The organism is Pelomonas sp. Root1237, from assembly GCF_001425055.1.
Lineage (GTDB): Bacteria > Pseudomonadota > Gammaproteobacteria > Burkholderiales > Burkholderiaceae_C > Pelomonas.
In genome coordinates this window covers 174605-200671 of the sequence record NZ_LMDK01000001.1, presented here as the reverse complement: position 1 = coordinate 200671, position 26067 = coordinate 174605, and the positions used below count along the sequence as shown (strand labels likewise).

The 26067-nt window shown below is 68.8% G+C and carries 32 protein-coding genes; 16 read left to right on the top strand and 16 right to left on the bottom strand.

Annotated features, from left to right (window positions below; translation table 11 throughout):
• Nucleotides 1-44: 44 nt before the first annotated feature.
• From ASC91_RS00965 to ASC91_RS00935, 7 genes are all read left to right on the top strand, one after another.
• On the top strand, nt 45-872 hold the full coding sequence (locus tag ASC91_RS00965) for a trypsin-like serine protease (protein WP_162247717.1): 828 nt from the start codon (nt 45-47) through the stop codon (nt 870-872).
• 116 nt (nt 873-988) lie between these two features.
• Entirely contained in the window at nt 989-2260 is a 1272-nt protein-coding gene (locus ASC91_RS00960) for a Glu/Leu/Phe/Val dehydrogenase (RefSeq protein WP_056191201.1), read from the top strand.
• A 143-nt stretch (nt 2261-2403) separates the two neighbouring features.
• On the top strand, nt 2404-3444 hold the full coding sequence (locus tag ASC91_RS00955) for an ABC transporter substrate-binding protein (protein WP_056191199.1): 1041 nt from the start codon (nt 2404-2406) through the stop codon (nt 3442-3444).
• Nucleotides 3441-4013 carry an SCO family protein gene (locus ASC91_RS00950; protein ID WP_056191197.1) on the top strand — a complete coding sequence of 191 codons (573 nt, stop codon included), beginning with the start codon at nt 3441-3443 and terminating at the stop codon, nt 4011-4013. Before ASC91_RS00955 ends, ASC91_RS00950 begins: the two co-directional genes overlap by 4 nt.
• The gene (locus ASC91_RS00945) at nt 4010-4444 is read left to right on the top strand and encodes a hypothetical protein (protein ID WP_056191195.1); all 435 of its coding nucleotides are present in this window, start codon (nt 4010-4012) and stop codon (nt 4442-4444) included. Before ASC91_RS00950 ends, ASC91_RS00945 begins: the two co-directional genes overlap by 4 nt.
• Entirely contained in the window at nt 4441-5202 is a 762-nt protein-coding gene (locus ASC91_RS00940; RefSeq protein WP_235531765.1) for an ABC transporter permease, read from the top strand. The genes ASC91_RS00945 and ASC91_RS00940 overlap by 4 nt, the downstream gene beginning before the upstream one ends.
• 4 nt (nt 5203-5206) lie before the next feature.
• Entirely contained in the window at nt 5207-5968 is a 762-nt protein-coding gene (locus ASC91_RS00935; protein WP_200955199.1) for an ABC transporter ATP-binding protein, read from the top strand.
• Between the two features lie 136 nt (nt 5969-6104).
• On the opposite strand, the gene ASC91_RS00930 is transcribed toward ASC91_RS00935, so the two are convergent.
• The gene (locus ASC91_RS00930; protein ID WP_056191186.1) at nt 6105-6560 is read right to left on the bottom strand and encodes an OsmC family protein; all 456 of its coding nucleotides are present in this window, start codon (nt 6558-6560) and stop codon (nt 6105-6107) included.
• 26 nt (nt 6561-6586) lie between these two features.
• On the bottom strand, nt 6587-7249 hold the full coding sequence (locus ASC91_RS00925) for a hypothetical protein (RefSeq protein WP_157280987.1): 663 nt from the start codon (nt 7247-7249) through the stop codon (nt 6587-6589).
• Nucleotides 7250-7550: 301 nt separating this feature from the next.
• On the opposite strand from ASC91_RS00925, the gene ASC91_RS00920 reads away from it, so the two are divergent.
• From ASC91_RS00920 to ASC91_RS00910, 3 genes are all read left to right on the top strand, one after another.
• On the top strand, nt 7551-8111 hold the full coding sequence (locus ASC91_RS00920) for a DUF2242 domain-containing protein (protein WP_056191182.1): 561 nt from the start codon (nt 7551-7553) through the stop codon (nt 8109-8111).
• A 95-nt stretch (nt 8112-8206) separates the two neighbouring features.
• Nucleotides 8207-10720 (top strand): bifunctional diguanylate cyclase/phosphodiesterase, encoded by a 2514-nt coding sequence (locus ASC91_RS00915; protein WP_056191180.1) that lies wholly within the window; start codon nt 8207-8209, stop codon nt 10718-10720.
• 186 nt (nt 10721-10906) lie between these two features.
• Complete coding sequence (locus ASC91_RS00910; protein ID WP_056191178.1) at nt 10907-11101, top strand: PEP-CTERM sorting domain-containing protein; 195 nt, start codon at nt 10907-10909, stop codon at nt 11099-11101.
• A 36-nt stretch (nt 11102-11137) separates the two neighbouring features.
• Here the strand turns inward: ASC91_RS00910 and ASC91_RS00905 are convergent, their stop codons facing one another.
• The 8 genes from ASC91_RS00905 to ASC91_RS00870 form a co-directional block, all read right to left on the bottom strand.
• Entirely contained in the window at nt 11138-11782 is a 645-nt protein-coding gene (locus tag ASC91_RS00905; protein WP_056191176.1) for a glutathione S-transferase family protein, read from the bottom strand.
• An 18-nt stretch (nt 11783-11800) separates the two neighbouring features.
• Entirely contained in the window at nt 11801-13060 is a 1260-nt protein-coding gene (locus ASC91_RS00900) for an RNA polymerase sigma factor (protein ID WP_056191174.1), read from the bottom strand.
• 3 nt (nt 13061-13063) lie between these two features.
• Entirely contained in the window at nt 13064-13555 is a 492-nt protein-coding gene (locus ASC91_RS00895) for a VOC family protein (RefSeq protein ID WP_056191173.1), read from the bottom strand.
• Between the two features lie 134 nt (nt 13556-13689).
• The gene (locus tag ASC91_RS00890) at nt 13690-14094 is read right to left on the bottom strand and encodes a VOC family protein (RefSeq protein ID WP_056192502.1); all 405 of its coding nucleotides are present in this window, start codon (nt 14092-14094) and stop codon (nt 13690-13692) included.
• Nucleotides 14095-14102: 8 nt separating this feature from the next.
• The gene (locus ASC91_RS00885) at nt 14103-14504 is read right to left on the bottom strand and encodes a VOC family protein (protein WP_056191170.1); all 402 of its coding nucleotides are present in this window, start codon (nt 14502-14504) and stop codon (nt 14103-14105) included.
• 11 nt (nt 14505-14515) lie between these two features.
• Nucleotides 14516-14959 carry an SRPBCC domain-containing protein gene (locus tag ASC91_RS00880; RefSeq protein WP_056191168.1) on the bottom strand — a complete coding sequence of 148 codons (444 nt, stop codon included), beginning with the start codon at nt 14957-14959 and terminating at the stop codon, nt 14516-14518.
• A gap of 70 nt (nt 14960-15029) precedes the next feature.
• The gene (locus tag ASC91_RS00875; RefSeq protein ID WP_056191166.1) at nt 15030-15572 is read right to left on the bottom strand and encodes an SRPBCC family protein; all 543 of its coding nucleotides are present in this window, start codon (nt 15570-15572) and stop codon (nt 15030-15032) included.
• A 10-nt stretch (nt 15573-15582) separates the two neighbouring features.
• Nucleotides 15583-15987 carry a YciI family protein gene (locus tag ASC91_RS00870; protein ID WP_056191164.1) on the bottom strand — a complete coding sequence of 135 codons (405 nt, stop codon included), beginning with the start codon at nt 15985-15987 and terminating at the stop codon, nt 15583-15585.
• A gap of 174 nt (nt 15988-16161) precedes the next feature.
• Here ASC91_RS00870 and ASC91_RS00865 point away from each other — a divergent pair, with 174 nt between their 5' ends.
• Entirely contained in the window at nt 16162-16881 is a 720-nt protein-coding gene (locus ASC91_RS00865) for a PEP-CTERM sorting domain-containing protein (protein ID WP_157280985.1), read from the top strand.
• Nucleotides 16882-16939: 58 nt separating this feature from the next.
• Complete coding sequence (locus ASC91_RS00860; RefSeq protein ID WP_082532316.1) at nt 16940-17584, top strand: PEP-CTERM sorting domain-containing protein; 645 nt, start codon at nt 16940-16942, stop codon at nt 17582-17584.
• 6 nt (nt 17585-17590) lie between these two features.
• On the opposite strand, the gene ASC91_RS00855 is transcribed toward ASC91_RS00860, so the two are convergent.
• The 3 genes from ASC91_RS00855 to ASC91_RS00845 all read right to left on the bottom strand — a co-directional run bounded on the left by ASC91_RS00855 (nt 17591) and on the right by ASC91_RS00845 (nt 20807).
• Entirely contained in the window at nt 17591-17938 is a 348-nt protein-coding gene (locus ASC91_RS00855) for a YciI family protein (protein WP_056191158.1), read from the bottom strand.
• 118 nt (nt 17939-18056) lie between these two features.
• Nucleotides 18057-19556 (bottom strand): hypothetical protein, encoded by a 1500-nt coding sequence (locus ASC91_RS00850; protein WP_056191156.1) that lies wholly within the window; start codon nt 19554-19556, stop codon nt 18057-18059.
• A gap of 6 nt (nt 19557-19562) precedes the next feature.
• On the bottom strand, nt 19563-20807 hold the full coding sequence (locus tag ASC91_RS00845; protein WP_056191154.1) for an SPFH domain-containing protein: 1245 nt from the start codon (nt 20805-20807) through the stop codon (nt 19563-19565).
• Between the two features lie 255 nt (nt 20808-21062).
• Between ASC91_RS00845 and sodC the strand changes: the two genes are divergently transcribed.
• Nucleotides 21063-21584, top strand: coding sequence for a superoxide dismutase family protein (sodC, locus tag ASC91_RS00840; protein WP_056191152.1), 522 nt, complete (start codon nt 21063-21065; stop codon nt 21582-21584).
• Here sodC and ASC91_RS00835 read toward each other — a convergent pair.
• Nucleotides 21581-21961, bottom strand: a complete 381-nt coding sequence (locus ASC91_RS00835) for a VOC family protein (protein ID WP_056191150.1) — start codon at nt 21959-21961, stop codon at nt 21581-21583. The genes sodC and ASC91_RS00835 overlap by 4 nt on opposite strands.
• 102 nt (nt 21962-22063) lie before the next feature.
• Nucleotides 22064-22378: an NIPSNAP family protein gene (locus tag ASC91_RS00830; RefSeq protein ID WP_056192499.1), complete on the bottom strand. Its 315-nt coding sequence runs from the start codon at nt 22376-22378 to the stop codon at nt 22064-22066.
• A gap of 98 nt (nt 22379-22476) precedes the next feature.
• On the opposite strand from ASC91_RS00830, the gene ASC91_RS00825 reads away from it, so the two are divergent.
• The 3 genes from ASC91_RS00825 to ASC91_RS00815 all read left to right on the top strand — a co-directional run bounded on the left by ASC91_RS00825 (nt 22477) and on the right by ASC91_RS00815 (nt 25690).
• On the top strand, nt 22477-22863 hold the full coding sequence (locus ASC91_RS00825) for a DUF1801 domain-containing protein (RefSeq protein ID WP_056191147.1): 387 nt from the start codon (nt 22477-22479) through the stop codon (nt 22861-22863).
• 65 nt (nt 22864-22928) lie between these two features.
• Nucleotides 22929-23630 (top strand): response regulator transcription factor, encoded by a 702-nt coding sequence (locus ASC91_RS00820; RefSeq protein WP_056191145.1) that lies wholly within the window; start codon nt 22929-22931, stop codon nt 23628-23630.
• Nucleotides 23627-25690, top strand: coding sequence for a HAMP domain-containing sensor histidine kinase (locus tag ASC91_RS00815; protein WP_056191143.1), 2064 nt, complete (start codon nt 23627-23629; stop codon nt 25688-25690). The genes ASC91_RS00820 and ASC91_RS00815 overlap by 4 nt, the downstream gene beginning before the upstream one ends.
• Here the strand turns inward: ASC91_RS00815 and ASC91_RS00810 are convergent, their stop codons facing one another.
• The gene (locus ASC91_RS00810; protein WP_056191141.1) at nt 25691-26014 is read right to left on the bottom strand and encodes a hypothetical protein; all 324 of its coding nucleotides are present in this window, start codon (nt 26012-26014) and stop codon (nt 25691-25693) included.
• Between the last annotated feature and the right edge of the window lie 53 nt (nt 26015-26067).

The following is a 26067-nucleotide window of genomic DNA, read 5'->3' as shown; positions in this document are numbered from 1 at the left end:
GCGTCGACGAGACATGCTGCAGCGCTCTGGCTCAGGAGATGCCGATGATTCACATGACCCGATCCGCGGCGGTCAGCCGCCTTGTCGCCGTGGCTGTCGCAGGCGTGACGGCGGCCGCCCCGGCCATGGCCCTTGTCGGCGGCATCGCGACGACCGAGTTCGGCCAGGTGGCCAGCGGCGTGCAGGTGCTGCCCAACTGGGTCATCACGGCCCGGCATCTGGGCTATGAGGTCGGCGACACCTTCAGCAACGGCTTCGGCAGCGCCACCGTCGCGGCGCGCTATGACGCGGCGTCAGGCGGCTTTCCGATGGACGATATCGCATTGCTGCGGCTGGAGACACCGATCGCGGCACCGTCGCTGAGCCTGGTTACCGACACCCTGTCCGCCAACGCCAGCTACGCCATCGACGCGACGCTGACGACCGGGCACAACCAGCTGCCACGCGGCTATGGCTTCAGCCAGGTTCGAGAGTATTGGCCGACGGTAGACCCGGACGGCGCCGGGCCGCTCGCAGCGGTGCCGGTCCATTGGCTGATCGCCTACACCGACGGCTACACCCAGCCCTATGTGCAAGGCGGAGACAGTGGCGGCGGGCTTTTCCTGGGCCAGGTCAGCAGCCTGGCGAGCGGTGCCTCGCTGTGGGGTATTGCTTCGGGCTATGTCGCCGACCAGGACGCCAATGGCCACGACATCCACCCTCGTTCGGCCTATGTCCAGCTGTCCAGCTACCGCTCCTGGCTGGATGCGACGCTGGCCGGCGACCCGGCCGACATGCAGATGCTGGGCTGGATGACCACCGCCGTGCCCGAGCCTCCGACCGCCCTGCTTCTGATCTTGGGATTATGTGGAATGCCACGTCGCCGACGCTAGGTTCGGCCCGGTATGCATTGCGTGCATGGGCGCATACGGACTTGGCTAGACAAGCGCTGCCGAGGGAGCGGACCTTCGCGCTACCGTTCGCCCCACTCAAAGTTACGGAGCGTTTCATGCCCAATTTGTCCTTTGTTTCGCCGACGCGAAACAGCCCGTGGGGAACCTATCTGTCGCAGATTGATGCGGTCGAGCCCTATCTCGGCGGCCTGGCCCGCTGGGTCGAGACGCTGCGCCGCCCCAAGCGCGCGCTGATCGTCGACATCCCCATCGAGATGGACAACGGCAGCATCGCCCACTTCGAGGGCTACCGTGTGCAGCACAGCCTCACGCGCGGCCCGGGCAAGGGCGGCGTGCGCTACCACCCCGACGTGACGCTTGAAGAAGTGATGGCCCTGTCGGCGTGGATGACGATCAAGAACGCCGCGGTGAACCTGCCCTATGGCGGCGCCAAGGGCGGCATCCGCGTCGACCCCAAGCTGCTGAGCCTCAAGGAGCTGGAGAAGATGACGCGCCGCTACACCAGCGAGATCGGCATCATCATCGGCCCGCAGCAGGACATCCCGGCGCCAGACGTCAACACCAACGGCCAGATCATGGCCTGGATGATGGACACCTACTCGATGAACACCGGCGCCACGGCGACCGGCGTCGTCACCGGCAAGCCCATCGAGCTGGGCGGCTCTCTGGGCCGCGTGGCCGCCACCGGCCGCGGTGTGTTCGTCGTTGGCCGCGAAGCGATGCGTCGCCTGGGCCAGCCGCTGGAAGGCGCCCGCATCGCCGTGCAGGGCTTCGGCAACGTCGGTTCCATTGCCGCCAAGCTGTTTGCCTCCAACGGCGCCAAGGTCGTCTGCGTGCAGGACCACACCGGCACCATCCTGAACGAGAACGGCTTCGACATGCAAAGCCTGCTCGATCACGTGGCCGCCTACAAGGGTGTGGCGGGCTTTGCCGGTGCCGACAAGATCGCCGACGAGAACTTCTGGGACGTGCAGAGCGACGTGCTGATCCCGGCCGCGCTGGAAGGCCAGATCACCGCAGAGCGCGCCCAGCGCATCCGCACCCGCCTGGTGCTGGAAGGCGCCAACGGCCCGACCACGCCGGACGGCGAGGCCGTGTTGGCCGACCGTGGCATCGTCGTCGTGCCCGACGTGATCGCCAACGCCGGTGGCGTGACGGTGTCCTACTTCGAATGGGTGCAGGACTTCTCGTCCTTCTTCTGGACCGAGGACGAGATCAATGTCCGCCTGGACAAGATCATGATCGGCGCGTTCAAGCACATCTGGGAAACCAGTGAGCTGCACAAGGTCACGCTGCGCACGGCCGCCTTCACGGTGGCCTGCACGCGGGTGCTGCAGGCGCGCGAGGAGCGCGGCCTGTACCCGTAATCCGCGCTGGGCCCCGCCCATGCACCGCCGTCAGCCGCCGCAAAGCCTGGCGGCGGCTCAGTTTCAAGGTAGGTAAGTAGGCACAATTCGGTCAACCCGCATGGACAGCCTGTCAGGAGTTGGCACAGTCATGCGCCCTGGTCATGACTCACGAACTGCCTGAATCCCCACCCGCCGGCCTTGATCGCCGGCAATTGCTGCGCGGCGCGCTGGCGTCGGCGCTGCCGGTCCTGAGCCTGCCCGCGGCGGCCGCTTCCGGCCCGCTGATCGTCGGCGGCCTGCCGGTCACCTGCAACTTGACGCTGCCGGTGGCCTGCTCGGCACGCCTGGCGTCCAACAAGGCCTCCGGCAGCTCGGCCTTCCAGTTCGAGTACAGCAAGTACAACGGCTGGCCCGAGATCAAGGAGTCGCTGATGACCGGCGGCATCCAGGCCGCCTACATGCTTGCGCCGCTGGTCATGGACCTGGCGGACAAGAAGATCCCGGTCAAGATCGTCTCGCTGGGCCATCGCTCGGGCGCCGTCATCATGGTGCGCACCGACTCGCCCTACAAGAAGTTCAAGGACCTGACGGGCAAGCGCATCGCCATCCCCAGCCGCTTCGCGGTGGACTTTCTGTTCCTGCGCAAGATGCTGGCCCAGGAGGGCATGACGCCCAAGGACATCCAGATCGTCGAGATGCCGCCGCCCGACATGCCGGCCGCCCTCTTTGCCAAGGCCGTGGACGCCTATTGCACCGGCGAGCCCTTCGGCGCCTCGGCCCAGCGCGCCGGCTATGCGCGACCGTTGCGCATGACGCGCGACGAGTGGCGCAACTACATCTGCTGCGTGCTGACGGTGCGCGAGGAACTCATCAAGGAGAACCGGCCGCTGGTGCAGGACCTGGTGAACCACGTGCAGGGTGCCGGCAACTGGCTGGACCTGCAGGCCGCCAACCGCGAGAAGGCCATCCAGATCGCCGCCGGCCGCAAGTTCTTCAACCAGGACCCCAACATCCTGCGCTTCGTGATGGAGAACCCGACGGACCGCGTCACCTATGGCGACCTGCGCATGATCCGCGCCGAGTTCGACGACCTGATGCAGCTGTCCATCGAGGCCGGCACGCTCAAGGCCCCGGTGGCCTACGAGAAATACGTGGACGACAGTTTCGTCAAGGCGGCCAAGGCCGCGCCCATCCCGATATGAAACGCCGCGCCCTGTTGTGGGCCGCGCTGCCTTTGACGGCGCAGGCTGCGCCGACGCTGAAGGCCGGCGTCTTCGAGCCCGCCCAGGCAGCGCCCGAATTCGCTCTCCAGGGCAGCGACGGTGCCGCCCTCAATCTCGCCCGCTTCAAGGGCAGGCTGGTGCTGTTGGTGTTCGGCTTCACCCACTGCCCCGAGGTCTGCCCGACGACGCTGGCCACGCTCGCCCAGGCGCGCAAGCAGCTGGGCACCGACGCGGCGGACGTGCAGGTCGTCTACGTAACGGTGGACCCCGAGCGCGATGACATCCCGCGCATCCGCCAATACCTGACCGCGTTTGACCCGACCTTCATCGGCGGCACCGAGGCACCGGACAAGCTGGCCGCGATGCGCAAGCGCTATGGCGTCGTCGCCGAGAAGATCGCGCCCAAGCAAGGCAACGCCTACGGCATGAACCACTCCACGTCGGTCTGGCTGATCGACCGCGCCGGCACGCTGCGGGCCATGATGCCCTACGGCCACGAGGCCAAGGACTTCGTGCACGACCTCAAGCTGCTCTTGGCTTCGAAGTGAGAAAGCGTTGGGTCTGGCTCCTGCCGGTCACGTTGCCGCTGGCCCTGGTGGCCTGGGCGGCGCTGGCGCCCATCGAACTGCCCACGCGCGACGAGCTGTTCGAGATCCCGCAAGGCACCTATGCCCGCCGCATGGCCGGTGACAAGGTCGAGATCCTCCCGGACCGCATCGATCTGACGCTGGGCCTGAACGACGTGCTGCTGCTGCGCAACCGCGACGAGGTGCCGCAGCAGTTCGGCCCCGTGCTCATCATGCCGGGGCAGAGTTTTCGCCTGCCCTTCGAGGTCGCATCGACCTATAGCTTCGCGTGCAGCGCACATGCCAGCGGCCAGATGGCCGTCGTCGTCGCGCCAACGCCAGCGCGCGGCTGGCCAGCATTGCAATGGCGCTGGCAACGCCTCATGAAGAACCACTGGAAGGAGGGGCGGTGAACCTGCGCCTGAATCGAATCCTGCCGCCGCTGGCGGTCATTGCCCTGGTCATCGCGGCCTGGTGGGGCATCGTCGTCTACACCGAGAGCCCCATCTTCCCGACACCCTGGGCCGTCGTCACCGGCACGCTGGAGCTGGCCCAGGACGGCACGCTGTGGGAGCACATCACCGCGTCGCTGATGCGCGTGGGCATCGGCTTCGGCCTGGCCATGCTGATCGGCATCCCGCTGGGCCTGTGGATGGGCTGGGTGGCCGGCGCCTACCGCACCTTCAACCCGATCTTCCAGATGCTGCGGCCGATCTCGCCGATCGCCTGGATCCCGCTGGCCATCCTGTGGTTCGGCGTCGGCGACACCTCGCCCATCTTCCTGATCTTCATCTCCTCCGTGTTCCCGCTGATCGTTCAGACGACCTCGGGCGTGCACACCATCGACCGGCGCTACCTGCGCGCGGCCACCAACTTCGGCGTGTCGCGCGCGGTGATGTTCCGCCGCGTCGTCATCCCGGCCGTGCTGCCGGAAATCATCATCGGCATGCGCATCGGCATCGGCGTGGCGTGGCTGGTCGTCGTGGCGGCCGAGATGATCGCGCTGCGCTCGGGCCTGGGCTATCTCATCATGGATTCGCGCAATGCCGGCAACCGCTATGACCTCGTCATCGCCAGCATGATCCTCATCGGCGTCATCGGCCTGCTGCTGGACGGCGTGACCCGCCTGCTCGAAAAACTCAAGACCGTGCGGTGGCGCTATGTCAGATAACAAGATGCCCAAGATCGCCGTCAGCGGCTTGACCAAGAGCTTCAAGTCCGCCAAGGGCGGCCAGCTGCCCGTCATCCAGGGCGTGGACTTCGACGTCGCCGAAGGCGAGTTCGTCGCCATCGTCGGCCCCTCCGGCTGCGGCAAGTCGACGTTGATGAACATCCTCGCGGGCTTCGAAAAGACCGACGGCGGCTCGCTGCTGATCGACGGCCAGCCCCATCCCGGCCCCAGCCCCCAGGGCATCGTCATCTCGCAATATGGCTCGGTCTTCCCCTGGCTGACCGTGCAGCAGAACCTGATGTTCGGCCTGACCGGCCAGGAGCATGGCGTCGATGCCGAGCGCGTCAAGCTGGCCGACCACTACGCCGCCATGGTCGGGCTCAAGGGCTTCGAAGGCGCCTACCCGCACGAGCTGTCGGGCGGCATGCTCAAGCGCGTCGAGCTGGCGCGGGCCTTCATCGTCAAGCCCGAGATCCTGTATCTGGACGAGCCCTTCTCGGCGCTGGACGCGCTGATGAACCTGCGCATGCGCAACGAGCTGCTGCGCATCCTGGCCGAAGAAAAGCACACGGTGCTGCTCATCACCCACGACGTCGACGAGGCCCTCTACATGGCCGACCGCATCCTCGTGCTGTCGCCCCGGCCCACGCGCATCCAGGCCCGCTTCGAGCTGGACATGCCGCACCCGCGGCGATTGATCAGCCCGGAGATGGATGCGCTGCGCGAGGCGATCCTGAAGGAACTCGGCCTGGAAATGCCCGCTTAGAAAAATGAAGCCCCTCGGCCAAGGAGTACCTTGGCCGGTCCCCCGAGGGGACGGCGATGCTCGCGGTATCGAACCGCAAGCACATCGCCAGCGCGGACCGGCTAGGGAGCGGCCCGGCGCTCGACCCGCAAAGAATTCACACGGCCGCGGCGGGCTTCAGAACCGCACCAGTGCTGTCCAGCACGCGCAGCGTCACGGGAATGGCCGGCGCCACGCTCTGCGTGACGGTGCAGAAGTCCTCGAAGGTGTCCAGCACACGCTGAATGTGGCCGAGCTGGTCGGCTGGCTTGCCCAGGTGCAGGTCCACCGCCAGGCCCTGCACGCGGTTGCGTCCGCGCTCGTTCCTGCCGACGGTCGCCTTGACCTCGGTGCGCAGCGGCGAGGGGTCGTCCTTGTACTTCTGGCAGGCAAACCACAGCGACGCGGAGAGGCAATTGCCGATGGCCGAGGCCAGCAGTTCGACCGGATCGGGCCCCAGCCCGGTGCCGAAGGGCACGGGCTCGTCCGATAGCAGCACCGGCAGCTCCGGCACGTAATGGTGTTCGAACTGGTAGCCCTGACGCTGGATCAGGGTGACGCTGGGGTTGTCCATAAAGCCTCCTGGGTTGGAAGCGATTCTCAACGCAGGTCGTCGGTCTCGAAGTAGATCTCGGTCAGCCCCTTGGCCTTGAAGGCACGTTGGACAGTGGCGCCAGGCCTGGCGACGCCCTGCAGCGGCACATCGACCTCGCCGCGGACCTGGGGTGCCTTCAGGCGCACGATGTGGTCGAAGTCCGGGCGGCGGTCGATGGTCTTGACCGCGAACCACTCGCTGCCCTTGCCGATCAGCCGATAGCGCCCGGTCGATGCCTCGCGTTGAACGGGGCTCAGCCGCCGAAACAGCATCACCTCATCGACGACGACGCGCTGCTCGGCCGACTGTGGCTTGCCGCCACGCTCGAAGTGGCCCGCGAAGAAGCGCGCCTTGAATTCGCGCAGCGGCTTGGCGTGGCCTGGTGTGAAGCGCAGCAGGTCAAAGGCCTCGGGGTCGAAGGTCCACAAGCTGGGCTGGCGGGCCAAGGTCTCGCGCAGTGCCTTGTCGGCCGCCGCATCGGCGAGGTGAAAGCGCAGCAGCACCTGGCTGTCATGCGGCGTGTGGAACATCGGCAAGTGCGAGGCATACAGGCCCTCACGGCCGCCGAACACGGCCATGCCATGGCCGCCGAACGCGGACTCAGCAGTCTCTTCGGCCCAGGCCAGAGCCGGCAGCAGTGCGGCGAATGCGAAGGTACGGCGCTTCATGCGGCGCATCTTCGCCCTCAATGGCCGCATGTGAAGCAAAACCCGATCAACGGTCGATGCCGGTCCGGATGGGCATCGCAGAGCTCAGCGTTGTGAGCCCGCGCTTACATTGCCGCCTGCCTGCGCCGACCGTGGCAGCCTTGCCGCTTCGCGTTCCGTCTGCCCGGCTGATGGGCACGCTGAATGCCGCACCTTCCCCTGAATGTCCCTGTCATCGGATCCAGGCCCGGCGGCGTTGCGCGCGGGGCCCAGGCACCCGCCCGGAAACAAAGCGCCCTTTCGCGGACGGAATAATCGCCCCATGCATCGCCTCTGCTCCCTGACCCTGTCCGCCTTCCTGCTCCTCACGCTGCTGGCGGGCTGCGGCGGCCTGCCCTCGAGGTCGGACAAGTCCCAGAAGTCGGTCTACCAGGGTGAGAGCTTTGCTGCCGAGGAGACTTTCTCGCGGCTGTTCGACGCCAATGTCGACGACACCTGCGAGGCCGCCCGGCGCGCCCTGCTCAGCCAGGGCTATGTGATCAGCAAGGCGGAAAGCGGCGTCGTGCGCGGTGCCAAGCACTTCCAGCCCGCGGGCGAGGTGCATGTGGAGATCGCATTCAATGTTGTCTGCGTCGGCGATGGCCCCAAGCAGCAGATCGCGACGGCCTATGTCAGCGCCCAGCAGGACCGCTACGCGCTGAAGAAAAGCAACCAGGCCGCCAGCCTCGGCGTCAGCGCGCTGGGCTCGATCTCGGTGCCGCTGTCATCGAGCGATGACTCCCTCGTCAAGGTGGCCTCCGAGACCATTCCCGCGGGCGAGTTCTACGACCGCTTCTTCACGCTGATGCAGCGCATGGTGCGCGAGAACACGGCACAGCGCTGACCCTGGGCCCGTGAAGCTTGCGCCGCGCTGATTGCGGACGAATCGGCATTGCGTCACACCCACGCCGGCCAGGGCCCGCCTAGGATGGGCTCGCCATGGCCGAGCCACTGCCCCCTTTTGCACTGCCTGCCCGGTGGCCGCTGGCGGGGTTCAAGCGGCTGATCCACGCCGCCTGGGAGGTGCCGGGCGATCCGGCAGAGGCGGTCAAGCTGCGGGACGACCAGTGGCGCGCCGTCGTCGGCCAGTTGCCTGCCTCGGTCGTGGCCACGGCCATCGCCATCGCGCTGCTGCTGGTGGCACTGAAAGGGCGCATCGACCTGCTGCCCGTCGCGCCCACGCTGATGGCACTGGTGGCGCTCAACGGCTTCAACTTCGCGCTGTGGCGGCATGAACGCCACCGCCGCCCACCCGACGCGCCGCCGCGCGGCATCCGTGCCGGCCTGCTGCTGGCGCTGGACCTTTTTGCCGGCGGCGTGCTGGACGCGGTGCTGCTGCTGCAGGTTGCCCAGCAGGCCGAGCCCGGCCTGCACGCGCCGCTGGTGGCCACCGCGGCCGGCGCCATTGCCGCCGCAGCCTGGATGTTCGCGCTGCTGCCCGCCGTGGCCATCGGCTGGGTGCTGGGCGCCTGCGGCACGCTGGCCGTGGGCATCGCGCTGCTGCCGCTTCCCTGGATGGACGGGCTGCTGCCGTTGCTGCCGTTGTACGCCATCGCGCTGTGCATGGCGGCACTGCTGAATGCCCGCCTCTTCCTGCTGGGCCGCCACGCCCAGCACGAGGCCGCACGTGACCGGCTCACGGTGTCGCTGCTGCTGCGCGACTTCGAACATCACGCCAGCGACTGGCTGTGGGAATTGGGCCGCGACGGCCGGCTGCGCCATGTCTCGCAGCGCATGGCCGAAAGCCTGGGCCAGCGGGCGCAGGACCTGATCGGCGAGCCGCTGCTGGCCGTACTGGCCCACCAGCTGCCCGCCAACAACGCCGACGCCCAGCAGCGCCTGGACCGACTGGGCGACGCGCTGCTGGCGACCGAACCGCTGAGCGATCACGCCCTGCATCTGCGGGTTGGCGGCGAGGATGTCTGGTGGACGCTCAGCGGGCGGCGCCTGGAAGGCGACGGCGGCTGGCGCGGCGTGGGCAGCGATATCAGCGAGGTGCGCGAGCGCGAACGCGAGCTGCTGCGCCTGACCGACCAGGACACCGTCACCGGCCTGGCCAACCGCCACCAGTTCCACCGCCGCCTGGCCCTTTATCTCGGCGGCGGCGGGCCCATCTCGCCGTGCACCGTGCTGCTGCTGGACCTGGACTGCTTCAAGCAGGTCAACGACAGCCTGGGCCATGCCGCCGGCGACCACCTGCTGGCCGCCGTGGGCGAGCGGCTGCACGACAGCCTGGCAGCGCGGCGCGGCAACGGCGACCTGGTCGCGCGGCTGGGCGCCGACGAATTCGCCGTGCTGCTCCGCGGCGAGCTCAGCCCCGAAGCCATGCAGCGCCTGGGCAAGCAATTGCGCTCGGCCCTGCGCGTGCCGGTTTCCATCGACGGCAACGAGATCGACGTGCGCGTCAGCATCGGCGCGGCCTGCGCGCCACGCCATGCCCAGGCGGCCGACCCGCTGCTGCGCGCTGCCGACCTGGCCCTGTTCGCCGCCAAGGCCGCCGGGCGCGACCGCCTCGTGCTCTACGAGCCGGCCCTGCAGCAGGCCGCCCAGGACCGCCTCGCCCTGCTGGCCGACCTGCGGCTGGCGCTGGACGCGGATCAACTGGAGATGCACTACCAGCCACAGATCGAGCTGGCCACGGGCAAGCTGCGGGGCTTCGAGGCGCTGATGCGCTGGCGCCATCCCGTGCGCGGCCTGGTGCCACCGGCCGTCTTTATCCCGTTGGCCGAAGACAGCGGCCTCATCATCACCATCGGCGCCTGGGCCCTGCTCATCGCCTGCCGCGACGCAGCGCGCTGGCCGGGCGAGCTGCGCGTCGCCGTCAACGTGTCGGCCCTGCAGTTCGAGCGCAGCCCCATCGAGCTGCATGTGCTGGAGGCGCTGGAGCGCACCGGCCTGCCTGCCGACCGCCTGGAGATCGAACTGACCGAATCGGCCCTGCTGAAGGACAGCCAACACGCCATCGACCTGCTGACGCGGCTGCGCGCCCTGGGTGTGCGCACTGCGCTGGACGACTTCGGCACCGGCTTCTCGTCGCTGGCCTATCTGCGCCGCCTGCCGCTGGACCAGCTCAAGATCGACCGCGCCTTCATCGCCGATCTCGACCACCCGCAGGCCGGCGCGACGGCACGCGCCATCGTCGCGGCCATCCATGACCTCGCCCAGGCCCTGGGCCTGCACACGGTGGCCGAGGGCATCGAGACTGCCGAGCAGCACCAGGTGCTGACCGAGCTGGGCTGCAGCCTGGGCCAGGGCTTTCTGTTCGCCCAGGCCCTGCCGCGCGATGCCACCCAGGCCTTCGTCGAGCTGGCCCACCGCCAGGGCCTGGGCGCCGCGCGCGAGGCCCACCTCGACTCCGTCAATCCGCCGCTGACGGTCTGGCCGTCGACACGGCTGCAGCTGCGCAGCCTGCTGCAGCTGCCAGACACGCGCTTCAGCGGCGGCGAATTCTGAGCGGCCAAGTCGGCGGCCTGACGGCTTTCAGGGGTCCGTACCGTCGCGCGGCCGTCCTCAGGCGAAGGCGAACCTCCCCCGGATCTGCGGGGTCTGCCACTCGTTTGCAGGACAAGCCCGGTTGAAAGCGGGTGAAGCGCCGCCCAAGCTCTTCACACCGGAGGGATTCCGGGCAAGGAGACAAGCATGAGAACCCTGTCCACCCTGATGAGCCGCGCGGCCGTGGCCGGCATGGCTTTGCTGCCCGCCCTGGCTCAGGCCCAGGCCAATTGCGGCCAACCAGGCACGCCGCCGTGCCCGACGCCGGAGCCCGGCAGCTGGCCCCTGGTGGCGCTGGCCCTGGGCGTACTGGTCGCCGTCAAGTTCATTCGGCGCAAGTAACCCCGCCCGCCGGGCTCGCCAGAGACCGGCCCATGCCTAGGCTGCGCGCGTGTTGACGGCCAGCTGGGCGGCAAAGGCCCGCTGGTAGGCAGGGCGGGCTTCGCCGCGGGCGACGTAAGCAGCCAGGCTGGGGAACTCGTTCAGCAGGCCGGACGGCCTGACGCGCAGCAGCACCGACACCATCAGCAGGTCACCCGCGCTGAAATCGCCGTCCAGCCATTGGGCATCACCCAGGCGGGCGGCCAGTTGGGTCAGCCGCGCCCGCACCCGGTTCTCGACCAGAGGCTGGCGCTCGTCCTTCCAGGGTTTGTCGCCTTCCGCGAACTTGACGATGACGAGTTCGAGGATGGGCGGCTCGACCGAGTTGAGCGCGGCGAACATCCACGTGATGGCCCGTGCCCTGGCGTTGGCATCGGCGGGGAACAGGCCCGGCCGGCGCTCGGCGATGTGCAGCACGATGGACCCGGTCTCGAACAGCGTGAGGTCGCCTTCCTCGTAGGTGGGGATCTGGCCGAAGGGATGCAGCGCCAGGTGAGCGGCCTCCTTCATCGCCGGCATGGGCACCAGGCGAACCTCGTAGGGCAGGCCGGTTTCCTCGAGGGCCCAGCGCACGCGCGTGTCGCGCGCCAGCCCCTTGCCGCCGTCGGGCGAACGGTCAAAGGCGGTGATGGTGATGGTCATGGTGGCAATCCTTCCGGTTCAGTTGGCCAGTCGCCTGGCCCGTTCCGTCAGCAGCTCGCGCTGCACCTCGTTGTCCGTCAGCTCCGCGGCCCGCAGATAGGCCTCGCGCGCCTCGCCGACGCGGCCCAGGCGCTCCAGCACGTCGGCCTGGGCGCCGGCGAGGAAGGGGTAGCGCTTGAGCTGCGGCTCGGCGGCCAGTTGCTCGAGCAGCGGCCAGGCGGCGGCCGGCCCGTCGGCGAAGCTGACGGCCACGGCGCGATTCAGCGCGATCACGGGCGAGGGGTTGAGCGCGAGCAGGCGGTCGTAGCCGCCGACGATGGCGTGCCAGTCGGTGTCCTCGGCACGCGCCGCGCGCGCATGGCAAGCCGCAATTGCTGCCTGCAAGGTGTAAGGCCCTGGCTCGCCCAGGCTCAGCGCGCGCTCCAGCGCCGCCAGCCCACGGCGGATCAGCAGCGGGTCCCAGCGGCGGCGGTCCTGGTCGGGCAGCAGCACGGGGCGGCCTTGCGCGTCCAGCCGCGCGGGCAGGCGCGAGGCCTGGATCTCCAGCAGGGCGGCCAGGCCATGCACTTCGGCGTCTTGAGGCAGCAGGTGCTGCAGCTGGCGCACCAGGCGCAGGGCTTCGTCGCACAGCGCCGGCCGCAGCAGGCTGGCGCCGCTGCCGGCGCTGTGGCCCTCGTTGAAGATCAGGTAGACGACCGCCAGCACGGCGCCCAGGCGCTGCTCGCGCTCGTCGGCGCTCGGCAGCTCGTAGGCCTGGCCGTTGAGCGCCTTCTTGGCGCGCACGATGCGCTGGGCCACGGTGGCCTCGGGCTGCAGGAAGGCACGTGCGATCTCGGGCGTCTCCAGGCCGCCGAGCAGGCGCAGCGTCAGCGCGACCTGGGCCTCGCGCGGCAGCACCGGGTGGCAGGCGATGAAGATCAGGCGCAGCTGCTCGTCGCCGATTTCGGCCTGGTCACGGGCGGCGTCGAGGTGGTCGACGAAGTCGGGCACGACATGGGTGCCAGCGGCCTCGTCGTCGGCCGCGAGGTGCTCATGCTCGCGCTCCAGCATCGCGCGGCGGCGCAGCCGGTCCAGGGCCTTGTTGCGGGTTGCAGTCATCAGCCAGGCAGCGGGGTTGTTGGGCTGGCCGTCGCGCGGCCAGTTCTCCATGGCGGCGATGAGGGCGTCCTGGGCACAGTCCTCGGCCTCGTCGAGGTCGCGCAGCATCTTGGCCGCCGCACCCACGAGGCGGCTGCGCTCGATGCGCCAGACGCCGGCGGCAAGTTCAGCATGGCTCACGGCTCAAATGCCGTCGTAAGCGCGCTTCAGCGCAGCGAGGTCGATCTTCTGCATCTTCCAGACCGCCTGGAAGACGCGCTGCACGCGGGCCGGGTCGGGGTCGCGGACCATGTCGAACCAGGCCGCGGGGATGATCTGCCAGGACAGGCCCCAGGCGTCCTTGACCCAGCCGCATTGCGAGGGCGCGCCGCCGTTGGCGGGCAACTGCTCCCAGAGCTTGTCGATCTCGGCCTGATCCTCGCAGACGACGGTCAGCGAGAAGGACTCGTTGAGCTTGAAATAGGAGCCGCCGTTGAAGACCGTCATCCGCACACCGAACAACTCGAAGTTGACGATCATGACCGTGCCCGCCGCCCCGGGCGAGTTCTCGCCCCAGCGCTGGGTGTCGATGACGCGGACCTGGTCGGCGCCGAAAACCTTCTGGTAGTGGGCCACCGCGTCTTCGGCGCCCTTCTCGAACCAGATGAAGGGTTGGATCTTCTGTTGAATCTGCATCTCAATCTCCTGTTCAAAAAAGTGGTCCGGCACGCCCGCGCTCGGACCCCATCCAGCGGCTCCCGCCGATCTGGCTTTGCCAGGCGGCTGGGAGCGCCCCCTCGAGGGGGCCGGCGAAGCCGGTAGGGGGTGGGTCAGGCTTGCGGCGGCATGCCGCTCATGTGGACGAGTTCCCAGTGGTGCCCGTCCAGGTCCTCGAAGCCATGGCCGTACATGAAGCCATGGTCCTGCGGCTCGCTCGGGATGTTGCCGCCGGCAGCCGTCGCCTTCGCGACCAAGGCATCGACCTCCTCGCGGCTCTCGCAGCTCAGGCACACCCAGCCCGTGGTGGCGGTCTTGGCGTCCGGAAACGCCTTGGGGGTGAAGGTCCTGGCGAAGTCCTCGGCCAGCAGCATGGCGTAGAGGTTCTCGCCCAGCTCCATGGCGGCGCCCTTGTCGTTGGTGAATTGCGGATTGAACTTGTAGCCCACGGCCTCGAAGAAGGCCTTGCTCTTGGCCAGGTCCTTGACAGGCATGTTGACGTAGATCTGCTTGTGCATGATGGGTCTCACTCGGGTTTGACGAGGGGTTGGACGAGATGGATGAGGTTGCCGCAGCCGTCCTCGAACATGACCGCCTTGATCGGCCCCATGTTCTCGGGCTCGCCGCGCACGACGACGCCGCGCTCGCGCAGCTTTCGGGCCTCGGCCTCGACGTCCTCGGTGACAAAGGCGGTGGCCGGGATGTTGGCGTCGTACAAGGCCTTCTGGTAGACCTTGGCCGGCGCGAAGCCCATGGGCTCCAAGGCCAGCTCGACGCCGGCGATGCCGTCGGGCGACACCACCGTCAGCCAGCGGTAGGTCGGGCCCATCGGGATGTCGGCCATCTTGGTGAAGCCCAGCTTGGCCGTGTAGAAGGCCAGGGCCTTGTCCTGGTCATCGACCATGACGCTCGCAATCTTGATCTGCATGGTGGTTCCTTTCAGTGCGTGGATTCGGACAGGTCCTTGAGGCGCACCAGCGCCTTGGGCCAGGTGTCGTTCAGGAAATCGGTGAAGCCGTCGTCCCAGCTCTGCAGGTGCACGACGAGGCGGGTGCCGCCTTCGGGCGTGGCGCTGAAGACATAGCGCTCGTGGGCCGGTTCGGCATGCAGGCGGCTGTCGGCCACGGGCCGGCCGTCCTTGATCTCGCCCACCAGCCGCAGTGACAGTCGTTCGTACGGCAGGTTCTCGTCGACGACAGCCTCCATGCCAAAGCCGCGCGGGTCCAGGAAGCGCAGCCGGCGGCCGGCCGCCCAACTGCCTTCGAAATAGGAGCCCTCGGCGAAGGCGCGGGTCCAGTCGCGGTAGGCGGTGGGGTCGAACATGCAGTCCCAGACCCGCGCGACCGGGGCGGCAATGTCGATGCTGAAGTCGAGGTCGGTCATTGGGCACCCTTCGCGCTGCGCGCTGTCCCGCCAAGCGGGAGTTGAGCGCCTTCGGACGGCCGGGCGGCGCTCATGACGTCTGGGCCTCCGAGAGCTGCCGCAGGTTCTGCAGGCCGGCCTCGAAGTCGCGGCCCACCATCTTGTCCATGTCGATGAAGACGCCCATCAGTTTGCTGATGAAGTTGGCAGGGCCGTGCATGGCCCAGCGCACCTCGGTGGCGCCGTCGGGCGTGGGCTGCAGAACGAACTCGGCCTGGTTGTGGGCCTCGAAGGGCTTCACGAAATCCAGCTTCATCTGCACGGCGCGGCCGGGCTGCTGGCTGACGATCTCCAGGCTGCCGCTGCCAACCTCCTTGCTGTCCCAGTCGTAGCGGGAGCCGATGCCGCTGGAGGCGCCGCTATAGGCGCTCTTGATCAGCGGGTCCTTGCGCTCATAGGGGTTCCAGCGGTTGAAGGCGCGCAACTCGCTGACCAGGGGCCAGACCTTGTCGGCCGGTGCGGCGATGCGCACGTGGCGCTCGACCCGGAAAACGTCGGGCCGGGTGGCGGCATAGGCCAGCAGCAGCACCAGGGCAACACCCAGGCAGATGAAGATGATGGAGAGGTTGCTCATGGTGCGCTCCTCATTCGGCACGGATGGCCATGTCGCCGCCGGGGGCGAAATCGGCGTCTTCGTAGAGCCGCCGCACCTCGATCTCGCAGTCCTCGCTCAGGAAGGGCTGCGGGAAGCGGCTGGCCCAGGCCCGCGCCTCTTCCTCGGAACGCACCTGGATCAGCGTGTAGCCGGCGATCAGCTCCTTGGTCTCGGCGAAGGGGCCATCGATGATGGTGCGGCTGCCGTCCTTGCCGTAGTGCTGGCGCCAGCCGTCGCGGCTGGGTCGCAGGCCGGCACCGTCCAGCAGCACGCCTGCGCGCGCCATCTCCTCGTGAAAGGCGCCCATCTCCTCGAACAGCTTGGCGTACTCGGGGCCGGGCGGGTCGCCGCGCTCGCTGGTGGCTCGGGCGCGGACTTGGATCATGAATCGCATGGCGGGTCTCCTGGTGACGAGGCGGCGGCTTTCGCGGCCTTCACTTGCACGACGATGCAGATGGGCCCGAATCGACACGCCTAGGGAAATTACCTAGTTCGCCAGCACCTTGGAGACGGAGCGGAGACGGTGACCCGGCACATTGGTGGCATCTCCACGATCCAGGCCCCTGCGATGAACCCCTTCTCCCTGTGCTGCACCCGTCTTCCTCGCGCCGTGGCCCTCGCCGCACTGGCAGTGGCGCCGCTGCTGGCCTCGGCCCAGGTGTTCGATGCCGCGGCCGACTTCTCCAGCGCCGCCAACCCCGCGGGGCCGTGGGCCTATGGCTCGACGGCGACGTTGGGCGGCAGTTTCGAGTCCTATGGCACGCCCGGCACGGTGTTCTACGGCGCCAGCAGCTGGAATGCCGGCGGGCTCACCTTTCCCGGCATGTACCCGGTGGTGTTCCACAACGGCACCGCGGCCGCAATCGACTATGGCAGCGGCGCTGTCCTGCCCGGAGAGCTGGGCCTGCACCCGGGCAACGACGGCCGGCTCAGCATCGTGCGATGGACGGCACCGCAGGCGGGCAGCTTCCGCGTCGAGGCCACCTTCACGCGCGACGACGTCGGCATGACCGACGTCCACGTGTTGAGGAACCAGCTGGCGCTGCATGCCGTCGCGCTCGACGCGTCCCACCCCGGGTCGTCGTTCTCGCAGACCCTCGTGCTCGCCGCCGGCGACCACCTGGACTTCGCCGTCGGCTTCGGCGCCGACGGGGTCTTCAACGGCGACACGGTGGACTTGAGCCTGCGCATCGCCGCCGTGCCCGAGCCGGCGGCCTGGGCGGCCATGCTCGCCGGGCTCGGCATGCTGCTCGCCTTGCCCCGACGCCGCGCAACCGCCCGGGTGTAGCCGGGCCGATGCCGCGGCACTTCGACACTCACTTTGCCTTTTCCAATCGGAGCATCCCATGAGCCCATATCTTCCCCGTCGCAGTCTCGCCTGGGGCACGTTGATCGCCAGCCTGCTCGGCGCGGGCCTGACGCAGACCGCGAGCGCGGCCTCCGCCACCGATGCCTGGGACGTCAGCCAGGGCAGCACTGTCACGCAGTTCATCGCCAACCCGGCGCTGCCGGGCAACGGGCCGGGCATGTTCGGCGGCGACGCGGGCGAGAACAGCCCGTTTCCGGGCGAGCGTTTCAACACCATCTTTCCCGACCTGCTGCCCACCGGCACCGTGCACGTCATCGAATGGGCGACGCCCGCGCCCATCACGCTGCTCGGCTGGCAGCTGCAGGCCGCGGCCGACGGGGGCAACGGCGCGCGGTCCTTCGCGCATTTCACGTTGTCGGTCGAGATCGGCGGCGCCTGGGTGGCCGTGTCCAGCGTCGACACGCTGGCGCTGTACGTGGACCAGCATCTGCTGCTTGGCGACAGCTTCGCGCCGGTCACGGCCAGCCACTTCCGCGCCGAGTTCACACAGGCCACCAGCTTCTTCGGCGCTTCCGGCCCACGCGTGGTGGAGCTCGATGCCATCACCGCGGCCGTGCCCGAGCCGGGAACCTGGGCCTTGATGCTCGGTGGCCTGGCGGGGCTGGCACGGCGGCGGCGCTGACCGGGCCTACATGTAGCAAGGCCCGACGCCGCGGATCTCCACGGTGGCCCATTCCGCTGCCGGGCAGCGCTCGGCCCAGGCCATGGCGACGGCGGGGTCTTCGGTGTCGAGCAGGAAATAGCCGCCCACCATTTCCTTGGCCTCGGCAAACGGGCCGTCCCAGACCTGGGCGTCGCCGCCGCGCTTGGCATAGCGCTTGGCCGCCGTGCCCAGGGAGTTGGTGCCCAGCAGCAGCCCGGTCTCCTTGAGTTCGGCGGTGAAGTCCAGCATGCGCTGGTAGACAGCCTCGCCGGCAACGCGGCCGCGTTCGGCGCGCTGGCCCGTGGGTTCGACGATGAGCAGCATCTGGGGCATGGTCGGGTTCCGCAGTCCGTGGCAACAGGCCGGCATTCTGGCGCCTGTCGGATCTCATTCCTGGCAGTTGGGTTGAACGGCGTCATGAGCCACAGCCGAAGAGCCAGCGAGGTATCGCTCAACGCCGCATCGGCGAGCTGCCCCGCCAGGCCGGGTCGGCCCAGCGCTGGAAGGCGCCCATCAATGCCGGCTCGCTGGACTGGCGTTCGGTCGCCAGGTTGCTGAGCGACACGACCTCGAAGCTGCGGCGGTACTTGCCCTCGGCGCGGAACTCGCGGGCCAGCAGCATCTGCGCACCACCCGGCACCCAGCCGGCGAACTCGGCCACGCCCAGGCCGGGCTGGGCCGGCGCCGGCGGCATGACCTCGATGCGCCAGCCGCCGTGCCTGCCCGGCTCCTTCAGGAACACCCACAGCTCGCGCCAGCCATCCAGCGGTTGGGCCGCCACGGCCAAGGCGCGGCCCTCGCGGTTCAGCGAGGCCGAGGCCAGCGCGATCTGGCCATAGCTGCAGCGGCGCGCAGCCAGCTTGCCGCCCTCCTTCAACTCCACGCACCGCTCGCCGTCCGCACCTGGCTGCAGCGCGAGTTGCACGGCGCCGAAGTCACGTGCTGATGTAGCCGTGCCCAGCCAGCGCGCCGCGTTGACGCGTATGGCGGCGTCGGCATAGGCGGCCTGGTCGTCCTCGGTCAGCTCGGTCGGCGTGATGCCGGCAAACTCGGCCAGGGCCGGCACGGCCTCACCGCCTGCGCCTCGGCGGGCCTGGGCAAAGGCAAGGCTGGCGGCGACGCTAGCACGGCGCATCTGCAGGCGGTTCTTCCAGTGCACGGGCAGCGCGGCCGCATCCACCTGGGCCAGCACCTGCTGGCGCCATTGGTCACGCGCCTCGGCCTCGCGCGGCGTGGCACGTGGGTGCAGGCAGTCGGGCCGCGTGAGGGCGAGCACGGCATGCACGCGCTGCTCGGGCGTGGCGGCCGTGACGAGCAGGCGGCGGAAGGCCTCGCCGTCGTAGCAGACCTGCACGCGACCTTCTTCCACGTCGAAGGACTCAAACTTCAGGCCATAGCGCGCTGCCACTTCCATCTGCGCGGCCAATTGGCCCTCGTTCGGCTTGGCGGCCGGCTGCGATGCGCGGTCGGCGATGCGCTCGGCAAAGGTACCCATCGCCTCCAACGCCTCGGCGCCGCCGGGGCCGGCGAACTCGGCCGGCGTGGCCAGCTGCACATAGGCCGCGGCCAGGCCCAGCCCCAGGCCCTCGGTGCCCCATTGCTGGCGCGAAAGTCGAAGCTGGGCGAGGAGTTCGGCGCTGGCGCCCCCGTTCGAATCTGCGCGCGGCACCACCAGCACCTGGCCCTTGCGCAGCCAGCCCCCTCGCTCGCGGCGGTAGTCCCAGACCTGCCAGTGGTCGCCGCGCTCGGCGCGGATCTCCAGCGCCTCGCCGCGCGCCATCTGGGCCTGCAGCGAGGCGGTGTCACGCGGCGCACCGCGCAGTGGCGCGTCCTGCACCACCAGGCCGGCGCGCGGGAACGCGGGCAGCTCGGCGGAGGGCGCGGCTTCAGCTTTGGTCATGACGACGGCGGCGACGGCGGAGGCGACGACGATCAGCGCAATGCGACGCATGATGGCTTACTCCTTCTCCGTGGTGGCTTCAGCAGCCCGCGGCTGAGCCGAGGTGCCGCCCAGCAGCGCGCTGCCGATGAAGCCGCCCGAACCAGGCGGGGCAATGATGACCTGCACCTTGTCCGAGAGCTTGTCGACCATGGCCTTCTGCACCAGCAGCGGGTGCTTGGTCAGCAGTGCGCCCTCCGCCGCCATCTGGCTGGCATTGGCCTTGCCCACCTGGCCCAGGCGGTAGGCCTCGGCATCGGCCAGCTTCTGGCGCGCAGAGGCCTCGGCGTCGACCTCGATGCGACGCGCCTTGGCCTGGCCTTCGGCCTGCTGGATGCGCGCGGCGCTGTCGGCTTGCGCCTCGAGGGCGCGCTGCTCGATCTGCTTTTGCTTGAAGGGCAGCACATGCTTCATGGCCTCTTCCTGGGCCTTGGCAGCAATGATCTGCTCGCGCCCGGCAGCCTCGGCGGCGGTCTCGCGGCGCACCTTGTCGGCGGCGGCGGTCAGCTCGGTCTCCTTGACCTTCTTGTCGGCGATCTCCAGCGTGTAGCGCATGCGCTCGCTGGCCAGGCTGTCGGCCAACAGGCTGTCCATGCCGCGGCGATAGTCGGGCGGCAGGTCGACCGAGCCGATCTGCACGCCCTTGAGCACGATGCCGTCGGCGGCCAGCTTGGCGCGCAGCTCGGCTTCAAGCGCCGCGGCGATCTCGGCGCGCTGGCTGGAAAAGATCTCGCGCACGGTGCGCTTGGCGATCTGCTTGTAGACGACGGCCTGCACGGCCGGCGCGATGACGTCGGCCTCGATGTTGTCGGGCAGTTTGCGCGACAGCTCGGCCAGGCGTTTCTCATCCACGGCCCAGCGCACATTCATGTCCAGGCCCAGGGACAGGCCCTCCACCGACTGCAGCGGCGCCGAGCCCTGGGCCTTGGCGATGGCTTCAGGGTGGTAGCTCTGATCGCGCAGCGGGAACAGGCGCACCTCGTGCAGGCCGGGGATGCGGATGAAGCTGCCTTCGCGGAACTCACTGGTGCCGCCGCTGAACTGGTTGGTGCGCAGCGCGGCCTGGCCGTGGGGCACGGCCTGCAGGGGCGGGTGGGTGACGACGGCATAGCCGACGCCGGTCACGGCCGTCAGGATCAGCAGCGGAGGCAGGGCGCGGCGCAGCGAACGGGCGGCCGTGGGGGCAGCTTCAAGGCCGCGGCTGGCTCCGCGGCTGAAGGCGTGGCGGATGGAAGCGGCGAGGGTCTTGAGGCGTTGCAGCATGATGATGGGCTCCTTGGGCGATGTGCATCGGTGTTCGATGCATGGCGGCCATGGTTCCCAGTCATGCGGGAAGGGACGAGAGCGACGCGCGGTGAGTGTCTTCCGACGTCATGGAAGGAATCTTCCGGACATGTCAGCATCCACCTTCGTGGGCCATCCCCTCAACGCAGACGACATGTACCGTCAAGCCGGTACATGTCACATTCGAACGCCGTGAGCCAGTGCCTACGCTTGGCAACCTACCAAGGAGACCTCATGAAAAGCCTGTTCATCGCCGGCGCCTGCCTGCTTGCCAGCTCGCTGGCCGTGGCCGCCGAAGCCACCGTGACCCTCAACCTGGCCGAAAAGCAGGGCGATGGCGCCGCGCTCGGCACCGTCCGCATTGTCGAGACACCTTATGGCCTGGCCTTCTATCCTCAGCTGAAGGGCCTGCCGCCCGGCCTGCATGGCTTCCATGTCCACGAGAAGCCCTCCTGCGCGCCCGCCGAGAGCAACGGCGCCGTCGTGCCGGCCGGTGCCGCCGGCGGCCACCTCGACCCGCAGGGCACGAAGAAGCATGGCGAGCCCTGGGGCGATGGCCACCTGGGCGACCTGCCGCCGCTCTACGCGGCCGCCGACGGCACGGCCACTTCGCCCGTTCTGGGCCCGCGTCTCAAGCTGGCCGACGTGAAGAACCACGCACTGATGGTGCACGCCGGCGGCGACAACCATTCGGACCACCCCATGCCGCTGGGTGGCGGCGGCGCACGTGTGGCCTGCGGGGTGATTGGCGGCTAAGCCAGATCCTCGTGGATGCAGAGGTAGTTGCCCTCCGTGTCCTTGAACCACGCCGCCTTCTCGGACCCCAGCACGCAGACGTGGTCGACCGTCTTGAAGTCCGGGAAGTCGTAGTCCTCGAAGACGACACCCGCCCGCTTCAGCGCGGCGATGCTGGCGGCAATGTCGTCCACCTTGAAGCTGATGGCCGTGTGGTCGGCTTTGGTGCCGCCCGGCTTGGGGAAGAGAGCCAGCGTGCTGCCGGCCACGCTGTAGACGAATTTGCCATCCGGCTTCAGGCCGCCGGGCACCAGCCCCAGGCAGCCTTCATAGAAAGCCCGCGCCCGGGCCATGTCGGCCACGGGCAGCATCGTCGTGACGGGAGCGCTGTTCAGCATATGCAGTCCTTTCGCTCGTGCCGGTCACGCGGGAGGCTGGCCGGGCGTCGAGCATAGGACGGGCGCCAAGCCGGCGCCACCTCCGATCAGTGGATGGGATTCCTAGGCATCGCCCGCCAGGACGGGCCTGAAGAAGCTGCGCTCGTAGCTCAGGAAGCACTGCGTTTCCTTCGCATATGCAAAGGCAGCCTGGCATTCCGGGTCTTGAAGCGAGCGGTTGCGGTAGTCCTCGTAGGCCGCCAGAGACGGAAAAGAGAACAAGGCCAGCGCGATGTTGTTGGCGCCCTCCGACGGCAGGAAGTAGCCATGGTGCGTGCCGCCGAACTTCGCGACCAGGGGCAACCAGAGCTTGCCGTAGTGCTCGAACTCTTGCAGCTTGTTGGGGTCGATGACGTAGCGCAGATAGCAGGTGATCATGTAGGCGAGCCGCAGTTCAGTGAACTGCAGATTCTGCGGCGCATTCGCCGGTCGAAGCGACATGCAGTGGGCGCCGGCCTTGTCGCCAGAATCCCGCCATGCCCAAGCTGACCGCCGCCGTGGACCAGTTCATGGCGACCCTCGACCACCCCTTCAAGGCCGAGATCGAGGCACTGCGCCAGGCCTTGCTCGCCCTGGATCCGTCCATCGCTGAGGGCATCAAATGGAATGCGCCGAGCTGGCGCACGAGCGAGTACTTCGCCACCACCCATCTGCGCAGCAAGACCGGCCTGGGCCTGATCCTGCACCTGGGCGCCAAGGCCCGCGAGTTGCCCGAAGGCGGCCTGCAGATCACGGATCCCGCCGGCCTGCTGAAGTGGCTGGGCAAGGACCGCGCACAAGTCGAATTCACCTCTGCAGTCGACTTCACGGCCAAGCTGCCTGCGCTGCAGGCAGTGCTGAAGGGCTGGATCCGCCACGTCTAAGCCATGGCGGCCAAGCGGAAGAATCCTTCCGCGACCGGCTATGCAGGCCTCCACATAATCACCGCATGCCCCGCATCGCCGTCATCGAAGACGACCCCACCACCAGCGAACAGCTGGCCGGCTGGATTCGCACCGCCCGCCCCGAGCTGACCGTCGACCAATGGTTCGACCGCGACGCCGCTGAGGCCGCCCTGCTGCGCGAGCGTTATGACCTCGTCGTGCTCGACATCGAGCTGGGCCGCGAACGCAATGCCGGCGTGGCGCTGATCAACGAGATCAACAAGCAGGGCCTGGGCACGCCGGTGCTGGTCGTGTCGGCCATGCCGGCGGCCATCTACCGCAGCATCATGAAGGCGCTGGACGCCTGGGACTATCTGCAGAAGACGACCTTCGACGAGGCCGAGTTCATCGAGACCTTCCTCGACATCCTGCGCACCGCGCGGCTGAAGGAACCCGTCAAGGCCGCTGCCAAGGCAGAGGACAGCAGCCTGCAGCTCGATCCGCTGAAGCAGCGCACGCCGATGTGGCGCGGCCAGCGCATCAACCTGCCGCTGACGGCCCAGCGCATCCTCGCGACCCTGCATGCGCGCGCCGGCGAGGTGGTCAGCTACGAGGAGCTGTTCGACGTCGTCAAGAGCGGCCGCAACCGCGACAACGTGCGCAAGCATGTGGCCACCATCCGCGATGCGTTCAGGGACGTGGACCCGACGTTTGACGGCATCGAGAACATCCCGATGCGCGGCTTTCGCTGGACCCCTGGCGGATGAAGCTCGGCCGGGTTGATTTCCCGCTGCCCGACATGCCGCGCCTGGGCGTCGCGGCCTTCCGCAACCGCATCGTCTTCCACCTCGTCTTCATCGCCCTGGCCCTGGCCACGCTGGCCCTGGCGCTGGCGCTGTTGAACGAGGAGCGGCAGCGCAATGCGCAGCGCTACGAGCAGACCTTCGCCAAGTCGCTGGCCGAAGTCGTCGCCCAGCTCCGCCACCCCTCCGGCCAGCTGGCGCTGATGAACCCCGAGCCGGCACAGGTGGAGGCCGGCTGGGTGGCGCCGCTGCTGCTCCCTTTCGCGGCCATCGACTTCGACGACGCCACCAAGGCCCAGCGCGCCGTCGAGATGGCGGGCTGCGCGCTGCAATACCCGGGCGGCGCCAGCCTGTGCACGGCGGTGGGCAGCAATGCCTATGCGGGCGGCTTCGTCTACCTCGTGGCCGGGCTGGACGCACCGCCGCTGGTGTCGCGCGAGCGCGGCACGCTGGACCTGGCCGACGTGCACCGCGTGCGCATCAGCCTGAAGCGCGACGGCGCCGAGCAGTACTGGCTGGCTCCCGTCGAGATGCTGGACGCCCAGCGCGGCCAGCTGCCCGGCTTCACGGTCAACGAGGCCGGCAACACCGCGACGCTGCCGCACAAGGCCCGGCCGCAACGCGACTTCCGTGGCTGGGTCTGGCGTGAAGGCCCCTGCCTGAGCACGGCCGAGCCCTGCCCGCGCCGCACGACGGTCTCGATCCGCCTGCCGGTCGAGGCCTTTCGCGAGGCGCTGTTCCGCCCCGGCGGGCCGCAATGGCCGCCCGCGGACCTGTCCCGCACCGGCCTGCGCCTGGCCCTGCTCGGCCCTGGCGGCACCGTGCTGTTCGACAGCAGCAGTGCCGCGGCTCAAGCGCCGCTGTCGCTGGCGCGGCTGTCCGGCACGCTGGCGCCCGGCGAGACGCTGAGGATCACCCGCGGCAGCAACGTCGTCGCGCTGCTGCAGGGCGCCGACGAAACCGGCACACCGCCGTCGCCCTGGCTGACGGCCCTGATCCAGCACCTGCCCGCGCCGGCCACGCCGCGCACGCTGCAGGCCCGGGACAGCGTGACGACGCCGGCGGGCCGCTTCGACATCACGCTGAGCGGTGACCTGCAAGGACTGGACCGGTCTTTGAGCGCCAGCGCTGCCCGCCTGGCCTGGCCCGTGGGCGCGATGCTGGGATCAATAGCGCTGGCCTGGCTCATCATCGAGATGGGCCTGATCCGCCGCGTCGCGATGCTGACGAAACGGGCCGCCGCGCTGTCGCACCAGCTGCAGTCGCCCGAGCGCTTCGAGCTCGGCACGCTGGACGTGGCCGACCTGCGCGGCCGCGACGAGCTGGGCATCCTGGCCGGCAGCCTGTCGGACCTGCTGCAGCACGCCCGTGACAGCTTGCGCCGCGAGCAGCTGCGTGCCGAGCGCGAGCACGACCAGTGGCATGCCGTCGGTCACGAGATCATGTCGCCGCTGCAGTCGCTGATGCTGCTGCACGGATCGGAAGCCGACCCGAGCCGGCGCTATGTGCAGCGCATGCAGCAGGCGGTCAAGGTGCTTTACGGCCAGGCCTCACCGAGCGAGGCCCTCGCCGCCGCGACGCTGGCCGTGGGCCGGCTGGACCTGGACGCCTTCCTGCGCCAGGTGGCCGGGAACGCGGCCTATGCCGGCATCGCCGACGTGGCCTACACGCCGAGCGAACCCGCCTGGGTGCAGGCCGACGAGTACCCGCTGGAAGACGCCATCACCCATGTGCTGACCAATGCCGACCGCCACCGCGTGGCCGGCACACCCATCACGCTGTCGCTGCGCGTCGAAGGCGAGCTGTCCATCATCGACCTCCACAACCAGGGCCCGCAGATCGCCGACGACCAGCTCACGCGCATCTTCGACTACGGCGTCAGCGATGCCGAGCCGGAGAACGGCCAGCGTCGCGGCCAGGGGCTGTTCGTTGCCAAGACCTATCTGGCCAAGATGGGGGGCAGCATCGCGGCGCGCAATGTCGCCGACGGCGTCGTGTTCGAGATCGCGCTGCGGCGCAGCTGATCAGTCCTTGCGGATGCGGCCCAGCAACTCGCGCGCCGCCAGCTCGGAACTCAGCGACATCTCCAGCGGCGCCCGCACCAGGCCGGCATGGCCGTACTGCAGGTTCTCGTAGACCTCGGCCGCAGCGGGGAAGTGGTCCAGCAGGCCCGACAACATCTCGTGGCCCTGCTGCTCGCGCAGTTCGGCGCCGAGCTTCTGAACCAGCAGCTGGTATTGGTGAGGATCGGCCGCATGACCCTGGCCTTCGAGCGCCTGCAGCAACTGGGCCAGGCGCACGAGGGACAGCAGTTCGGCGGGGACAGCGAGCTTGATGACGGAAGGCATGCATCCCACATGCCGCCACCCCCACACATTTCAAGCCGCCCGGTTGCGGCATG

Coding starts and splice junctions, on each gene's coding strand:
- ASC91_RS00835 (WP_056191150.1), bottom strand. CDS start 21,961: ATGCTGAACAGCGCTCCCGTCACGACGATGCTGCCCGTGGCCGACATG.
- ASC91_RS00950 (WP_056191197.1), top strand. CDS start 3,441: ATGAAACGCCGCGCCCTGTTGTGGGCCGCGCTGCCTTTGACGGCGCAG.
- ASC91_RS00920 (WP_056191182.1), top strand. CDS start 7,551: ATGCATCGCCTCTGCTCCCTGACCCTGTCCGCCTTCCTGCTCCTCACG.
- ASC91_RS00870 (WP_056191164.1), bottom strand. CDS start 15,987: ATGCGATTCATGATCCAAGTCCGCGCCCGAGCCACCAGCGAGCGCGGC.
- ASC91_RS00865 (WP_157280985.1), top strand. CDS start 16,162: ATGAACCCCTTCTCCCTGTGCTGCACCCGTCTTCCTCGCGCCGTGGCC.
- ASC91_RS00810 (WP_056191141.1), bottom strand. CDS start 26,014: ATGCCTTCCGTCATCAAGCTCGCTGTCCCCGCCGAACTGCTGTCCCTC.
- ASC91_RS00965 (WP_162247717.1), top strand. CDS start 45: ATGATTCACATGACCCGATCCGCGGCGGTCAGCCGCCTTGTCGCCGTG.
- ASC91_RS00930 (WP_056191186.1), bottom strand. CDS start 6,560: ATGGACAACCCCAGCGTCACCCTGATCCAGCGTCAGGGCTACCAGTTC.
- ASC91_RS00955 (WP_056191199.1), top strand. CDS start 2,404: ATGACTCACGAACTGCCTGAATCCCCACCCGCCGGCCTTGATCGCCGG.
- ASC91_RS00935 (WP_200955199.1), top strand. CDS start 5,207: ATGCCCAAGATCGCCGTCAGCGGCTTGACCAAGAGCTTCAAGTCCGCC.
- ASC91_RS00890 (WP_056192502.1), bottom strand. CDS start 14,094: ATGCACAAGCAGATCTACGTCAACATGCCTGTCAAGGACCTGGCCAAG.
- ASC91_RS00915 (WP_056191180.1), top strand. CDS start 8,207: ATGGCCGAGCCACTGCCCCCTTTTGCACTGCCTGCCCGGTGGCCGCTG.
- sodC (WP_056191152.1), top strand. CDS start 21,063: ATGAAAAGCCTGTTCATCGCCGGCGCCTGCCTGCTTGCCAGCTCGCTG.
- ASC91_RS00850 (WP_056191156.1), bottom strand. CDS start 19,556: ATGCGTCGCATTGCGCTGATCGTCGTCGCCTCCGCCGTCGCCGCCGTC.
- ASC91_RS00830 (WP_056192499.1), bottom strand. CDS start 22,378: ATGATCACCTGCTATCTGCGCTACGTCATCGACCCCAACAAGCTGCAA.
- ASC91_RS00855 (WP_056191158.1), bottom strand. CDS start 17,938: ATGCCCCAGATGCTGCTCATCGTCGAACCCACGGGCCAGCGCGCCGAA.
- ASC91_RS00925 (WP_157280987.1), bottom strand. CDS start 7,249: ATGAAGCGCCGTACCTTCGCATTCGCCGCACTGCTGCCGGCTCTGGCC.
- ASC91_RS00825 (WP_056191147.1), top strand. CDS start 22,477: ATGCCCAAGCTGACCGCCGCCGTGGACCAGTTCATGGCGACCCTCGAC.
- ASC91_RS00910 (WP_056191178.1), top strand. CDS start 10,907: ATGAGAACCCTGTCCACCCTGATGAGCCGCGCGGCCGTGGCCGGCATG.
- ASC91_RS00960 (WP_056191201.1), top strand. CDS start 989: ATGCCCAATTTGTCCTTTGTTTCGCCGACGCGAAACAGCCCGTGGGGA.
- ASC91_RS00845 (WP_056191154.1), bottom strand. CDS start 20,807: ATGCTGCAACGCCTCAAGACCCTCGCCGCTTCCATCCGCCACGCCTTC.
- ASC91_RS00820 (WP_056191145.1), top strand. CDS start 22,929: ATGCCCCGCATCGCCGTCATCGAAGACGACCCCACCACCAGCGAACAG.
- ASC91_RS00860 (WP_082532316.1), top strand. CDS start 16,940: ATGAGCCCATATCTTCCCCGTCGCAGTCTCGCCTGGGGCACGTTGATC.
- ASC91_RS00815 (WP_056191143.1), top strand. CDS start 23,627: ATGAAGCTCGGCCGGGTTGATTTCCCGCTGCCCGACATGCCGCGCCTG.
- ASC91_RS00875 (WP_056191166.1), bottom strand. CDS start 15,572: ATGAGCAACCTCTCCATCATCTTCATCTGCCTGGGTGTTGCCCTGGTG.
- ASC91_RS00895 (WP_056191173.1), bottom strand. CDS start 13,555: ATGCAGATTCAACAGAAGATCCAACCCTTCATCTGGTTCGAGAAGGGC.
- ASC91_RS00905 (WP_056191176.1), bottom strand. CDS start 11,782: ATGACCATCACCATCACCGCCTTTGACCGTTCGCCCGACGGCGGCAAG.
- ASC91_RS00880 (WP_056191168.1), bottom strand. CDS start 14,959: ATGACCGACCTCGACTTCAGCATCGACATTGCCGCCCCGGTCGCGCGG.
- ASC91_RS00885 (WP_056191170.1), bottom strand. CDS start 14,504: ATGCAGATCAAGATTGCGAGCGTCATGGTCGATGACCAGGACAAGGCC.